The organism is Pseudomonas sp. Q12-87, from assembly GCF_001269755.1.
In the GTDB taxonomy this organism is placed as follows: Bacteria; Pseudomonadota; Gammaproteobacteria; order Pseudomonadales; family Pseudomonadaceae; genus Aquipseudomonas; species Aquipseudomonas fluorescens_S.
Genome location: NZ_LHVI01000013.1, coordinates 1 through 13,792, shown reverse-complemented (window position 1 = coordinate 13,792; position 13,792 = coordinate 1). Strand labels below are relative to the sequence as shown.

Here is a 13,792-nt window from a genome sequence, read left to right as displayed (position 1 = left end):
TTCTGGGGTATCCGGTATCAGTGGGCACAAGGCACAAAGGCAAAGTCGTCCCTATAAAACGAATGCAGACCGGAAAAATTAGCGTTTGAGAATTTGTATCAGCAAGCGGGGTAAAACGGGGGATTGGAGCGTCATGCACATCCATCTGTGGGAGCGAGCCTGCTCGCGATGCGGAGTGTCAGTTTGCAGTTCGTTGACTGACACGACGCCATCGCGAGCAGGCTCGCTCCCACAAGGGGGGCTGCGTTTTAAAATGAAGTTGGGATTTTGGTCACGCGCTGATCGCCAGCCCATGCCGGCGGTGATGCACGCTCAACTGATCCTTGATCAGCCGCAGTACCCTGGCCTCGTGCTCATGAATGAAAAAGTGCCCGCCCGCCAGCATGTCCACCGAAAAGCTTCCGCTGGTCTCCTGGCGCCAGCCAATCAGTTGCTCGGTGGTGGCCTTGTCGGTGGTGCCGCCGAAGACATGCACCGGGCAGTTGAGCGGCGGGCGCACCCGGGGCTGGAAGCGCCCGCACAGCAGGAAATCCGCCCGCAGGATCGGCAAGGTCAGCGCCATCAGTTCTTCATTGCCCAACACTTCTTCGCTGGTGCCGTTGAGGGTGCGCAATTGCTCGATCAGTTGCGCGTCGGTTTTCGGTTCGGCGAAACCCCGATCATAATCGGCTCGCATCGTCGGCGCCGCGGTGCCCGAGGCAAATAGCGCCACCGGCTCCGGGCAACCCAGTTCGCGCAGGGCATGGGCAATGTCGCAGGCCAGTAGCGCGCCGAGGCTGTGACCGAACACCGCGTAAGGGGCCTGGAGCGTCGGGTACAGCTCCCGCGCCAGCTGCGTCGCCAATGGGCCCATGTCGGTGTGCAGCGGCTCGCCGAACCGCGCCCCGCGTCCCGGCAGCTCTACTGGCTGCACCTGCAGCCATGACGGCAATGTGCGCCGCCAACGGCTGTACACCATCGCGCTGGCGCCGGAATAAGGCAGGCACAGCAGGGTCAGTTGAGTCACTGCGGTTCTCTCCGATCGGTGGTGTAGGGAAGATAACGAAATCGTAACCCGCCGATTTAGTCAAAACCGTTACGCTCGCTGCATATTCTCCACTCAACCCTATACTGGCGGCACCTCGATTCGCTCCAACCCACAGGAGAACGCCATGAGCTGGTCCGCTAAACAGTACGTCGCATTTGAACAGGAACGCACCCGCCCGGCCCGGGACCTGCTGGCGGCCATTCCCGCCACGCAAGCGCACTCGGTGATCGACCTGGGCTGCGGCCCCGGCAATTCGACGGAGCTTTTGCTGGAACATTTCGCCGGTGCCGCAGTGCGCGGCTTGGACAGTTCCGGCGACATGATCGAAGCCGCTCGCCAGCGTTTGCCCGCCGTCGCCTTCGACATCGCCGACATCGGCCGATGGAACGAACCCGGGCCGTTCGACGTGATCTTCGCCAACGCCGTGGTGCAATGGTTGCCCGATCACGCCAGCCTGTTGCCCTCGCTGGTGAACAAACTCACACGCGGCGGCAGCCTGGCGATCCAGATGCCGGACACCCTGCACCAGCCGTCCCACCGCTTGATGCGCGAAATCGCCGCCAATGGTCCATGGGCCAGCCAACTGGCGGGGGCGGCTGATACGCGCACTGAAGTGGCGGATGCCAGCACCTATTACTCGATTCTCAAGCCCCACTGCACCCGCGTCGACGTGTGGCGCACGGTCTATCACCACCCACTCGCTGGCGGCGCGGCGGGCGTGGTGGAGTGGTTCAAGGGCAGCGGCTTGCGACCGTTTCTCGATCCGCTGGATGAGACGCAGCGCGAGCAATACCTGGCGTTATACCTCAAGGCAATCGAACAGGCTTATCCGGCCCTGGACGATGGGACAGTGCTGCTGCCATTTCCTCGGGTGTTCATGGTGGCGACGCGCTAGGGCGGTGGTCAGCAGTGGGGGCTAAATTTCCGATCCCGGTCCTCGTTACCTGCCAAGACCAAAACCCACAAGAGTGACCGCCGTGGACCTGCAAACCATCCTGGGCAAACTGTTCGCCAATGCCGGCGCCGTTGGTATCGAAGGCGTCTTTCAATTCGTGTTCGGCCCGCAGCAGGCGTACTGGTCCGAGGTCAGGGCCAGCAGCCACACCCAGGCCGGTCGGCACGCCAGCCCCGACGTGACCATCGAAGTGGCGGAAAAGGATTTTCTCGGGATCATGGCCGGCATGGCCAATGTCGAGGAACTGTTTGCCAGCGGTCGCCTGAAAATCGGCGGCAACATGGGCCTGGCGACCTTGCTGCCGCAGATCATCGACCATGCCCGTCACAGCGGCGGCGTGGTGGAAAAGGTCGACATGAACAAGCGCTACCCTACCCCGCAGCGCTTCAGCGAAAAACTCACCGCCAGCCTGCCCACCCAACGCACGGTGGAACGACGACCGCGCAGCGAATTGTCAGTGCAGGAGTTCCAGGCACGCTATCTGCCCCACGGTATTCCGCTGGTCATCAACAATGCCCTGCAGGACTGGCCGCTGTTCAAGCTCAGCCGCGAGGAATCGCTGGTGCACTTTGCCCAACTGCAAGGCATCACGCGCCATGGCGACTACGTGAAGAAAACTTTCTCCACCGAGCGCGATTTCCGTTCCACCTCCATGGCCGAATTCATCGCCTCCCTGGACAGCCCGGCGGTCAAGAGTACCGAGGGTGAACCACCGGCTTATATGGGCAACAACATTTTGCCGGCGCAATTGCTGGAGCAGATCCAATATCCGCCCTACTTCGACCCGTCGCTGTTCATCCCGCCGCGCATCTGGATCGGCCCCAAGGGCACCCTGACGCCGCTGCATCGCGATGACACCGATAACCTGTTCGCCCAGGTTTGGGGACAGAAGATATTCACCCTCGCCGCGCCGCATCACCGTGAGGCGCTGGGCACTTGGTCCACAGCGCCCCAAGGCGGTCTGGACGGCTGTGATTTCAATCCCGACGCGCCGGACTATCAACGCTTCCCGCGGGCCCGGGACGTGACTTTCCTGCGGGTGACGCTGGAGGCTGGAGACCTGCTGTTTTTGCCGGAGGGTTGGTTTCACCAGGTGGAGTCGGTGTCGACGTCGCTGTCGGTGAATTTCTGGGTCAACTCGGGGCGGGGTTGGTAGCGGCCAGGCATTGCTTGGGTGATATCCAAATGTGGCTGGAGGATGAAGATCGCTGCGCCTGACTGAACTCTGCACACCTCACGCCAGTCAGCAGGTAAGGCCCTTCACTCCAGGTGCTAAACCATGCAGATAACCCTCGACCACCAAGTCGCCCTCGTCACTGGCGCCAGCTCCGGCATTGGCGCAGGCTCGGCCAAGGCGTTGGCGCAGGCCGGTGCCGCCGTGGTGCTCAACTACCATTCCAATGCCGGTCCGGCCGAAGACCTGGCTCGCCAGATCAATGACAATGGCGGCCGCGCGATCGCCGTCGGCGCCGATGTTTCGAAGGAGCAGGACGTCGAACAGCTATTTGCCAAGACCCTCGAAGCCTTTGGCACGCTGGACATCCTGGTCGCCAATTCCGGCCTGCAAAAAGACGCTGCCGCTGTCGACATGAGCCTGGAAGACTGGAACACGGTGATCGGCACCAACCTCACCGGTCAGTTCCTCTGTGCCCGTGCCGCCCTGCGGATTTTCAATCGCCAGGGCATTCGCCAGGGCGTGTCCCGGGCCGCTGGCAAGATCATCCACATGAGCTCGGTGCACCAGCGCATTCCCTGGGCCGGCCACGTCAATTACGCTGCTTCCAAGGGCGGTGTCGATCTGCTGATGCAGAGCCTGGCCCAGGAAACCAGCCATCAGCGCATCCGCATCAACAGCATCGCCCCCGGCGCCATCCGCACGGCCATCAACCGCGAGGCCACCGAAGGTGAGCAGGAGCAAAAACTGCTGCAGCTGATTCCTTACGGTCGTGTAGGCGATGTCGAGGACGTTGCCAACGCGGTGGTCTGGCTGGCGTCGGACTTGTCCGACTACGTGGTAGGCACCACGCTGTTCATCGACGGCGGGATGAGTCTGTATCCAGGATTCCGCGGCAATGGCTGATCATGACGAGCCGCAAAGCCCCATCGAAAACCACGGCATCATCGGCGACATGCGCACCGCTGCGCTGGTGAACGATCGAGGCAGCGTGGATTTTTTCTGCTGGCCGGAATTCGACAGCCCGTCGATCTTCTGTTCGCTGCTCGACACGCCCGAGGCGGGCATCTTCCAACTCGCACCAGACCTGCCGGATGCCCGTCGCCAGCAGATCTACCTGCCCGATACCAACGTGCTGCAAACCCGCTGGCTGAGCGATGGGGTGGTGGTGGAAATCACCGACCTGCTGCCCATCGGCGACAGCGAGGATGATCTGCCCGTACTGATGCGCAAGGTGCGCATGGCGGTGGGCAGCGCGACCTTTCGCCTGCGTTGCGCCGTGCGGCATGACTACGCCCGAGCCGCCACCACGGCGCACCAGGACGGTAGCCACATTTGCTTCGAGGCGTCGGGCCAACCGAGCCTGCGCCTGTGTTCCGACCAGGCCATGACGCTGGACGGCAACGCCGCGGTGGCCGAATTCACCTTGGAGCAAGGCCAGAGCGCCGAATTCTTGCTGGGCGGCATCGATGACCCGCGGTTGCAGGACGACGTCAGCGCCTTGTGCCTGGAACGCACCCTGGCATTTTGGCGTGGCTGGATCGGCCAGTCGAATTATCGCGGGCGCTGGCGGGAAATGGTCAATCGTTCCGCCCTGGCGCTGAAGCTGCTGACCTCGCGAAAACACGGCGCTATCCTCGCCGCCGCCACTTTCGGCCTGCCGGAAACCCGTGGCGGCGAGCGCAACTGGGATTACCGCTACACCTGGATCCGCGACGCCTCTTTTACCGTGTATGCGTTCATGCGCCTGGGCTTCATCGAAGAAGCCAATGCCTACATGCGCTGGTTGCGAGGGCGGGTCAGCGACTGCTGCGACCAACCGACCAAACTCAACATCTTGTACGGCCTGGACGGCCGGCTGGAGCTGCCGGAAACCGAGCTGCCGCACCTGAGCGGCTTCGGCGGTGCGCAGCCGGTGCGCATCGGCAACCTGGCCTACCGGCAGGTGCAGTTGGATATCTTTGGCGAGTTGATGGACGCGGTGTACCTGGTCAACAAGTACGGCGAAGCGATCTCCCATCAAGGCTGGAAACACACCGCCGATGTCGTCGATCAGGTATGCCAAACCTGGCAGGACAAGGACGTGGGCATCTGGGAAATGCGCGGTGAAAAGCAGCATTTTCTGCATTCGCGGCTGATGTGCTGGGTTGCCGTCGACCGCGCCATCCGCCTGGCCGAAAAACGCTCGCTGCCCGCCCCGTTCGCCCGCTGGGATGAGACTCGCCAGGCTATCTATGAGGACATCTGGAGCAATTTCTGGAACGAGGAACACCAGCATTTCGTCCAACGCCTGGGGAGCACCGCCCTCGATGGCTCAATGTTATTGATGCCCTTGGTGCGTTTCGTCAGTGCCCGCGACCCACGCTGGTTGTCGACCCTGGACGCGATTGAACAGAGCCTGGTGCGCGACGGCATGGTGTATCGCTACCGCAACGATGACAGCCCTATCGACGGCCTCAGCGGCACCGAAGGCTCGTTCGCGGCCTGCTCGTTCTGGTACGTCGAATGCCTGGCCCGCGCCGGCCGCGTGGAAAAAGCCCAGCTGGAATTCGAACAACTGCTGCGCTACGCCAACCCGCTGGGCCTGTACGCCGAAGAGTTCGACAGCCACGGCTTTCACCTGGGCAACACACCCCAGGCCCTGACCCATCTGGCACTGATCAGCGCGGCGAGTTTTTTGGATCGCAAGTTGAGCGGGGAGAAAAATAACTGGCAGCCGTGAGCCTTGGATTAAACGCGGTTCCCTGTGGCGAGGGAGCTTGCTCCCGCTCGACTGCGCAGCAGGCGCAAAAAACCCGGGGTCGCTTCGCAACCCAGCGGGAGCAAGCTCCCTCGCCACATCCGGGGTGTGTCAGTTAGACGGTCGATTCCAGGTCATCCAGCGCCCGATTGGCCAGCAACGTGCCCAGTTCGATCAATTGCTGAATCCCCAACGCAACATGCCGCCGGGAACCTTCTAGTTCGAAAGCCAAATCACTGGCCATGGCATTGGCCGAGGCCAGGGTTTCGCTGAGGCTGGTTAGCACCGATTCGGTGTTCAGGCCCGGGACTACGGAAAAGACCTGGCCGTCTTGGGTGTCGGGCTTTGGGGCGGCGGGAGACAAGTGGATGTTCAGCGCCCGGTCGGCGGCTTCGCGGTTTTTTTTTGAATCGAGGGTGGTGTAGGAAGAGAGGTCTTCGGCTTTTGGGGGATTGGGGGTGACCTTGATCATGATATGAATCTCCATTCGAAGTGGAGTTCGCCATTTCCGCGACCAAGCAGAAGGGTGGCGAACTGTACGCAGGTTGGTCGACCAGGGAATGGATACCCGGCAGGGCCCGAAGCCCTCCCACGCACAGCCAGCCATAAAGCAGACAGCCGCTCGCGCGGCATCGTGCGCCATTCTAAACCCGGACGACCAAGCCCGGTCGCTGATTTTGCAGCGACCGGCAAAGCCTATCCCCGCCTCTTCCGAACCGGCAACCGCCGCGACTCGTCAGAAATTTCCGGTTCACCTAATTTTTTTGTAGGAACACTGCACCACTGTGGTGAGGGGATTTATCCCCGATGGGCTGCGCAGCAGACCCAGAAAACCGCCGAGCCGGCGTGTCAGGCCGATCGGGGTTGTTCTATTAAGGGTCTGCTGCGCAGCCCATCGGGGATAAATCCCCTCGCCACAAAGGTTGCCAGCCCCCCAAACCCCTCCTAAGATCGATGCACTTACGGGTGCAGCGGAGCTGCCCAATAAAAACCCGACTCAAGGATCCGACATGACCCATATCAAACGCGCCATCACCACCCCGCCGCGATCAGGCCTGACCCGGGAAGAACTCTGGGAAGGCCACGACCGAGGCTTGATCAAATGTTGGGAAATCGGCCGCGACCGCGCGCAGCGATTTCCCGAACTGGCACAACGCTGCCTGGCCGGTGAATTGCCGGTGCTGGGCTGGAAAGGTGGCGTCAGCCGTAGCCTGAAAAAAACCGCAAAATTCGGATGTCTGAAATACCTCGCCCAATGGCAGGGCCTGCGCGGTGAAGACCTGGACATCGATCTGACCCAAGAGCACACCCTCACCTGCTCCGGCACCCATATGATCGTGACCTTCACGCCGGATCGGAGCAAATACGTGAATCAGGAACCCGCGTAACCGGAGGCTGATGTGAACCAGAATCCCAAGCTCAATTTCGCCGTGACGCCGTTGCTGCGCATCGCCTATGAAGAACACGGCCCCGCCGCCGGCGAGCCCGTCATCCTGCTGCACGGCTTCCCCTACGACCCCCGGGCTTTCGATGAGGTCGCGCCGGCCCTGGCTCAGCGCGGCTATCGAGTCATCGTGCCCTACCTGCGCGGCTACGGCCCGACGCGGTTCAACAATCCGTCCATCCTGCGCTCTGGCCAGCAGGCGGCGCTGGCCCAGGATCTGCTCGACCTGATGCACGCGCTCGCCATTCCCCAAGCGGCGTTGTGCGGCTACGACTGGGGCGGTCGGGCGGCATGCATCGTGGCGGCGCTGTGGCCTGAGCGCGTGCGTTGCCTGGTGACCGGCGACGGCTACAACCTGCAGGATATTCCTCGCTCAACGCAGCCACTGGCCCCTGAAACCGAGCATCGACTGTGGTACCAGTACTATTTCCACACCGCCCGGGGTGTCGAGGGCCTGACCCAAAACCGACGCGAGCTATGTGCATTGCTCTGGCGCCTGTGGTCACCGACCTGGAAGCGCGGCGCCGAACTTTATCCGCTCAGCGCCCCGTCATTCGAGAATCCGGATTTTGTCGACGTGGTCATTCATTCCTACCGCCACCGTTTCATGTACGCACCCGGAGATCCGACGCTGGAGTGGATGGAAGAGCGCCTCGCCAAACAACCGGTCATCAGCGTGCCAAGCATTTCCCTGTGCGGGGCCGATGACGGCGTAGGACCAGCGTCCGAACACGATGACGATGCCGCGCATTTCAGCGGTTTCTACGAGCGCCGAATGCTGGCCGGCGTAGGCCACAACATTCCTCAGGAAGCGCCCGAGGCGACGCTCAAGGCATTGCTGGATCTGCTTGAGGGCTGAGCGCGAACCGCTCGCGATAGGCCTGGGGCGTCACACCCATGGCCCGTAAGAAACTGCGACGCAGGGTTTCTTCGCTGCCAAAGCCGCATTGCACCGCCACGCGTTTGATCGATACCGCGGTGTCGGCCAATAGACGACGGGCCGTTTCCACGCGAATCAGTTCTACCGCCCGCGCCGGTGTCTGTCCGGTGTCGGCGCGGTAGTGGCGTACAAAACTGCGTTCGCTCATGCCTACCTCAGCGGCCAGGCTCGACAGGCCGAGGTCACGGGTGAGGTTTTCGGCGATCCAGGCATGCAGTTCGTCGAATCGGCTGCCCTGTTTTTGCAGCGACAACGTCACGCTGAACTGCGATTGCCCGCCAGGCCGCTTGAGGAACACCACCAATTGCCGGGCGACCTCCAGGGCCACGGCCCGGCCCAGGTCTTCTTCCACCAGTGCCAGGGCCAGGTCGATGCCGGCAGTGACCCCGGCAGAAGTCCAGACCGGACCGTCATTGATAAAGATCGGATTGGCCTCGACCCGCAACTGCGGATGCTGCTCGGCCAGTTGTTCGCAGCGGGTCCAGTGCGTCACTACCCGCCGCCCGTCCAGCCAGCCGCTGGCGGCCAGCAGGAACGCCCCGGTACACACCGACGCCACCCGCCGTGAGCGCAGGCCATGCGCCTTGACCCAGGCCACCAGCGCCGGATCCTTGGCCGCCTCGTAAACGCCCCAGCCGCCGGCGATCAACAGGGTGTCACTGTCTTCGCTCGGCAGCGGCTCGGCCATCAACGCCAACCCCGCCGAGGACATCACTGCCCCGCCGCCCAGGGCAATCACCGTCGGCGCGTACGGCAAGGGCAAGCCTTGCTGGCGAGCCAGGTCATTGGCCGAAGCAAACACCTGCAAGGGTCCGGTGACATCCAACACTTGGACATTGGCAAAGGCCAGGACATGAACGGTTTTTGGCACAGTCGGCATATTGGCGTAATTCGTGGGCTTATTGGCGTATGCGCCAGATCCTACGACCCTAAAGTAGAGCCGTCCACCCTCGGGCATCACTTAAGGAGAATCACTATGACATTGCAGATCGGTTTGCTGTTATTCCCGCAAGTCCAGCAACTGGACCTGACCGGCCCTTACGATGTGCTGGCCTCGTTGCCGGACGTGAAGGTGCAGCTGATCTGGAAAGACTTGGCGCCAGTCACCTCCAGCACTGGCTTGGTGCTGTTGCCGACAACCACCTTCGAAGATTGCCCGAAACTCGACGTAATCTGCGTCCCTGGTGGCAGCGGCGTAGGCCCCTTGATGGAGGACGAGCAGACCTTGGCCTTCATCCGACAGCAAGCGGCCCACGCGCAGTACATCACGTCGGTGTGCACCGGTTCGCTGGTACTCGGTGCGGCGGGACTGTTGAAAGGGAAACAGGCCACCACCCATTGGGCCTACCACAGCTTGTTGTCCATCCTGGGGGCAACCCCAGTCAAGGACCGCGTGGTACGCGACGGCAACCTGATCACCGGCGGCGGCATCACGGCGGGGATCGATTTTGCGCTGACCCTGGCGGCGGAATTGTTCGACCAAGGCACCGCCGAGCTGGTCCAACTGCAACTCGAATACGCCCCTGCCCCACCCTTCAACGCGGGCTGCCCGGACACGGCGCCAGCAGGTGTATTGGAAGAAGCGCACCGGCGCGCGGCGGAATCGTTCCGGGTGCGTTCGCAGATCACCCAGCGTGCCGCGGCGCGACTGGACCTGGCGTAACGCTCGCTCTTCATCTTGCATAAAACTGTGGCGAGGGGGTTTGTCCGCTCGCCACCGGGATATCCCTTGTCGGATTGCTCACTTTAAAAGGGACTGGCGGTTGGCCGCACAACCAGTTCGCTGACGTCGACATCCGCTGGTTGCTCGATGGCGTAGGCAATTGCCCGGGCGATGGCCTCGGCGGGAATCGCGATCTTGCGGAACTCGCGCATCTCGGCACGTCCACCCTCATCGGAAATACTTTCGGCCAGTTCCGACTCGGTCACGCCGGGGGAAATGACCGTTACCCGCACATCGCCGCCGACCTCTTGGCGCAGCCCTTCGGAAATCGCCCGCACGGCGAACTTGGTGGCGCAATACACAGCAGCGGTGGGGCTGACGGTGTAGGCGCCGATTGACGCGATGTTGATGAATTGGCCGCTGCGCTGGCGCTGCATCAGGGGCAAGCCGGCGGCGATGCCGTGGAGCACACCACGGATGTTGACGTCGATCATGCGGTCCCATTCATCGACTTTCAGCGCCTCGAGTTTGGAAAGGGGCATGACGCCGGCATTGTTGATGATCACATCAACCCTGCCGAAACGTCCGACAGCAAAATCCACCAGGCTCTGAACGTCGTCGCGACGGGTCACGTCCACGGCTTTGCAAACCGCCTGTTGGCCAGCGGCTTCAAGTTCATGCACCAGCGCCTGCAAACGTTCCACGCGCCGAGCGCCAAGCACTACGCGGGCACCCCGCGCGGCCAACAAGCGTGCGGCGGCCTCGCCAATCCCACTGCTGGCGCCGGTGATTACCACAACTTTATTTTGGATATCGGACATGATGGTTTCCTCGACTGGATGTGTTGGCCCCCGATGGGAGCGTTTTGACAAGTCCAGATTAGGGAGCCCATGGAAGTTGGGGTTAGCCGGATCCTCCTGCGCACTTGCACAATTCTGTAGCGTGATAACCACCTCTAGTCGCCAGCGATACAATCGGCTTTACTAACGCGATCCACACAGTTGGCCTGGGAGATTGAGCGGCATGTCGGTATCCACGTCCGTACACATTGCGCCCGACGACGGCGTCAGCCAGCGTCGCGCCGAGCTGGCGGAGCTGATGAAGCGTTTTGCGCCGGAATATGGCGTCCACCCTACGGCCATCGAGGCCCTGCACCTGATCCGCAGCGACCAGCCGACCGAAGCCCTGCATACGGTGCACAAACCCGGCCTATGCGTGATCGTCGAAGGGCGAAAAGAGGTGCGGCTGGCGGATGAGTGCTACGTGTATGACCCGCTCAATTACCTGGTTGTCTCGGTGACCCTGCCGCTGGCCGGGCAAGTGGTCGAAGCCAGCCCCGAACGTCCCTACCTGTGCATTCGCCTGGACATCGACCCGGCACAAGTCTGCCGCCTGATCGCCGACACCAGCCCTATCGGTGTTCCGACCCAGCGAACCGGACGCGGACTGTTCCTGGATCGCATCGACGCGCCACTGCTCGATGCGATGTTGCGCCTGCTGCGGCTGCTGGACAGTCCGGAGGACATCGCAACCTTGGCGCCCCTGGCCCAACAGGAGATTTTCTACCGACTGCTGCGAGGCGCCCAGGGCCAGCGTTTGCACGAAATAGCCATTCCCGACACACAAACCCATCGCATCAGTCGCGCCATCGAGTGGCTCAATAACCATTATGCCGAGCCGCTGAGCATTGACAGCCTGGCGCAAATGATCAACCTCAGCCCGTCGGCGCTGCATCACCGTTTCAAAGCCGTGACCGCCATGAGCCCTCTGCAATACCAGAAACAACTGCGCCTTCAAGAAGCCCGGCGACTGCTATTGGCAGAGAACAGCGATGTTTCGTCCATCGGTTACAAGATGGGTTATGAGAGCCCTTCGCAGTTCAGTCGCGAATACAGTCGCCTATTTGGTGCATCTCCGAGCAAGGACGTCGCCCGTCTACGTGCCCAGGCGTTACAAGCCACTGGCGCCTGATCCCGGGGGCCAATAGGCTGGGCCGGTACCTGAGGCGGTGAAAGGCCACTTTTCTGCAGACGAAAAAAAACCCGCCTAGGCGGGTTTTTTGAGGACCAATTTGACTCCCTGTCCGGCATTCCATGCCTGGTCCGATCATCCATGACCCCGAGCACTCCCTGTACTCAGTGGATGGACTTAGATTAAGCGTTCCGATGAGATGGAAAAAGACGAGAAAGCAGCGCCGCGGTGTAAGCGTTTCGCTATACAGCACTTGCGGACCTTTTTGACTGGCGAAAAAAAACCCGCCGAAGCGGGTTTTTCCAAGACCATTACGACTCCCTGTCGATAGCCATCCTTGCAAGGTCGATCGTCCCTGATCCTGAGCACTTCCTGTGCTTCAGTGGATGAGTCCAGATTACGCTTCGGATCCAAAGTGCAATAGACGACATCGTTATCATCTCGTGTAAGACATTCGCCATACCCGCCCTTCCGAAAACCCTTACCCGCGCCAGACGTGCCAACATTTGCACCCACGATGGAGAATCAAGCCTTGCTTAGAAACGCTTCAATATTGGCCATTTGTTCGTCCCAGCCACGACTGTCCATGCGAAAGGCCTTGAGCCGGCGCGCCTCGGGAATATTGTTGAAGCCCGATTCCACGACTTTCAACAAGGTGCCGCCATCCATGTCCTCAAGCTCGAACTGCACCCGGGTTTCAGATTCCTGGGAATAATCCACCTGCGGCTCGATCGCGTAAGGGTGCCAGCGAAATGAAAACACCCGCTCGGGCTCGACTCGCTCCACCGCTACGTCCCAGATGAGGTGCTCGTAACCCGGATATGTGATCTGCCCCTGGGTCCGCTCACCTGCCACAAACCGTTTACCCTCAAGGGCGACGCCAAACCACTGGCCGAAAGCTTCGGCATTGGCCAAGGCCCGCCAGACTTGAGCGCGCGGAGCCTTGAGCAGGATCTTTCTTTCAATGCGATCAGATGCATGCATGAGGTCACCTCCTGTGTTCAAACAGTAGGCTTCTAAGACCACAACGCCAACCGGAAAGTTGTATCAGAACGTCGTCTATAGTCTCGCCGGATCTAAAATCGCTTTGCGCGTGTAAACTTCTCGGCGTTTTCCAGCCCTCAAGGAGAGACCAAACATGTCCCGACGCTTGCTCTTGGCCCTGACGCCGCTGTTTTTCGTTCCCCTTGTCCAAGCCGATGACTGTGCCAATGCCACGACCCAGAGTGAACTGAACCAGTGTGCGGCCAAAGATAACAAGGCCGCCGACAAGGAGCTGAACGACCTGTACAAGCAGATCACGGCACGCCTGAAGGACGATCCCGAGGCCAAGCAGTTGTTGGTCAAGGCACAACGAGCCTGGATAGTCTTCCGTGATGCCGAATGCAACTTCTCCGCCTCCGGAGTCGAAGGCGGCAGCGTCTATCCGCTGATCTATAGCAACTGCATCACGGCGCAGACCAAGGCCCGGATCGAGGCGTTCAAGACCTACCTCAAGTGCAAGGAAGGAGACTTGAGCTGCCCAGTACCTGAAGCCTAACAGCCGGGATGAGGAAAAAGGATGGCCTGCGCATGTCATCCTTTTTACTGGCGCTCGCTTTCCTGCGGGCAAAACAAAACCCCTACCTGCGTCAGCAGATAGGGGTTTCGGAATTTAATCTTGACGATGACCTACTCTCACATGGGGAAACCCCACACTACCATCGGCGATGCATCGTTTCACTGCTGAGTTCGGGATGGGATCAGGTGGTTCCAATGCTCTATGGTCGTCAAGAAATTCGGTAGCCAGCGCGTGCCTTGCGGTCACGTTCCAGCGAATGGGTATGTGATAGCTTTTCGGTGTTTTGTGACGTTCGAACTTTCGGTTCGTTTCGTCTT

General features: G+C 61.0%; 14 protein-coding genes and 1 rRNA gene. 9 read left to right on the top strand and 6 right to left on the bottom strand.

Going from position 1 to position 13,792, the window contains the following annotated elements; genetic code table 11:
* Nucleotides 1–271: 271 nt before the first annotated feature.
* Nucleotides 272–1,006 (bottom strand): thioesterase II family protein, encoded by a 735-nt coding sequence (locus AD663_RS08080; RefSeq protein ID WP_053213531.1) that lies wholly within the window; start codon nt 1,004–1,006, stop codon nt 272–274.
* A 145-nt stretch (nt 1,007–1,151) separates the two neighbouring features.
* Here AD663_RS08080 and tam point away from each other — a divergent pair, with 145 nt between their 5' ends.
* The 4 genes from tam (at nt 1,152) to AD663_RS08060 (ending at nt 5,878) form a co-directional block, all read left to right on the top strand.
* Nucleotides 1,152–1,922, top strand: coding sequence for a trans-aconitate 2-methyltransferase (tam, locus tag AD663_RS08075; protein ID WP_003179637.1), 771 nt, complete (start codon nt 1,152–1,154; stop codon nt 1,920–1,922).
* A gap of 82 nt (nt 1,923–2,004) precedes the next feature.
* Complete coding sequence (locus AD663_RS08070) at nt 2,005–3,138, top strand: cupin-like domain-containing protein (protein ID WP_053213530.1); 1,134 nt, start codon at nt 2,005–2,007, stop codon at nt 3,136–3,138.
* A gap of 123 nt (nt 3,139–3,261) precedes the next feature.
* The gene (locus AD663_RS08065; RefSeq protein WP_003179635.1) at nt 3,262–4,062 is read left to right on the top strand and encodes a glucose 1-dehydrogenase; all 801 of its coding nucleotides are present in this window, start codon (nt 3,262–3,264) and stop codon (nt 4,060–4,062) included.
* Nucleotides 4,055–5,878 carry a glycoside hydrolase family 15 protein gene (locus tag AD663_RS08060; protein WP_053213529.1) on the top strand — a complete coding sequence of 608 codons (1,824 nt, stop codon included), beginning with the start codon at nt 4,055–4,057 and terminating at the stop codon, nt 5,876–5,878. Before AD663_RS08065 ends, AD663_RS08060 begins: the two co-directional genes overlap by 8 nt.
* Before the next feature lie 133 nt (nt 5,879–6,011).
* Here the strand turns inward: AD663_RS08060 and AD663_RS08055 are convergent, their stop codons facing one another.
* Complete coding sequence (locus AD663_RS08055; protein ID WP_053213528.1) at nt 6,012–6,368, bottom strand: DUF6124 family protein; 357 nt, start codon at nt 6,366–6,368, stop codon at nt 6,012–6,014.
* Between the two features lie 538 nt (nt 6,369–6,906).
* Between AD663_RS08055 and AD663_RS08050 the strand changes: the two genes are divergently transcribed.
* The gene (locus AD663_RS08050; protein WP_003179632.1) at nt 6,907–7,284 is read left to right on the top strand and encodes a hypothetical protein; all 378 of its coding nucleotides are present in this window, start codon (nt 6,907–6,909) and stop codon (nt 7,282–7,284) included.
* A 12-nt stretch (nt 7,285–7,296) separates the two neighbouring features.
* Entirely contained in the window at nt 7,297–8,199 is a 903-nt protein-coding gene (locus tag AD663_RS08045; protein ID WP_053213527.1) for an alpha/beta fold hydrolase, read from the top strand.
* Here AD663_RS08045 and AD663_RS08040 read toward each other — a convergent pair.
* Nucleotides 8,168–9,160, bottom strand: coding sequence for a GlxA family transcriptional regulator (locus tag AD663_RS08040; RefSeq protein ID WP_003179630.1), 993 nt, complete (start codon nt 9,158–9,160; stop codon nt 8,168–8,170). The genes AD663_RS08045 and AD663_RS08040 overlap by 32 nt on opposite strands.
* A 96-nt stretch (nt 9,161–9,256) precedes the next feature.
* Here AD663_RS08040 and inhA point away from each other — a divergent pair, with 96 nt between their 5' ends.
* Entirely contained in the window at nt 9,257–9,943 is a 687-nt protein-coding gene (inhA, locus tag AD663_RS08035; protein ID WP_053213526.1) for an isonitrile hydratase, read from the top strand.
* A gap of 83 nt (nt 9,944–10,026) precedes the next feature.
* Here inhA and AD663_RS08030 read toward each other — a convergent pair whose 3' ends face one another.
* Nucleotides 10,027–10,764 (bottom strand): SDR family oxidoreductase, encoded by a 738-nt coding sequence (locus tag AD663_RS08030; RefSeq protein ID WP_003179628.1) that lies wholly within the window; start codon nt 10,762–10,764, stop codon nt 10,027–10,029.
* 202 nt (nt 10,765–10,966) lie between these two features.
* On the opposite strand from AD663_RS08030, the gene AD663_RS08025 reads away from it, so the two are divergent.
* On the top strand, nt 10,967–11,914 hold the full coding sequence (locus AD663_RS08025; RefSeq protein ID WP_053213525.1) for an AraC family transcriptional regulator: 948 nt from the start codon (nt 10,967–10,969) through the stop codon (nt 11,912–11,914).
* A gap of 525 nt (nt 11,915–12,439) precedes the next feature.
* On the opposite strand, the gene AD663_RS08020 is transcribed toward AD663_RS08025, so the two are convergent.
* A complete protein-coding gene (locus AD663_RS08020; protein ID WP_003179623.1) occupies nt 12,440–12,898 on the bottom strand; it encodes an SRPBCC family protein in 459 nt (152 codons plus the stop codon).
* Nucleotides 12,899–13,052: 154 nt separating this feature from the next.
* Between AD663_RS08020 and AD663_RS08015 the strand changes: the two genes are divergently transcribed.
* Nucleotides 13,053–13,454: a lysozyme inhibitor LprI family protein gene (locus AD663_RS08015; RefSeq protein WP_003179621.1), complete on the top strand. Its 402-nt coding sequence runs from the start codon at nt 13,053–13,055 to the stop codon at nt 13,452–13,454.
* Nucleotides 13,455–13,572: 118 nt separating this feature from the next.
* Here AD663_RS08015 and rrf read toward each other — a convergent pair.
* Nucleotides 13,573–13,688 (bottom strand): 5S ribosomal RNA (rrf, locus tag AD663_RS08010).
* Between the last annotated feature and the right edge of the window lie 104 nt (nt 13,689–13,792).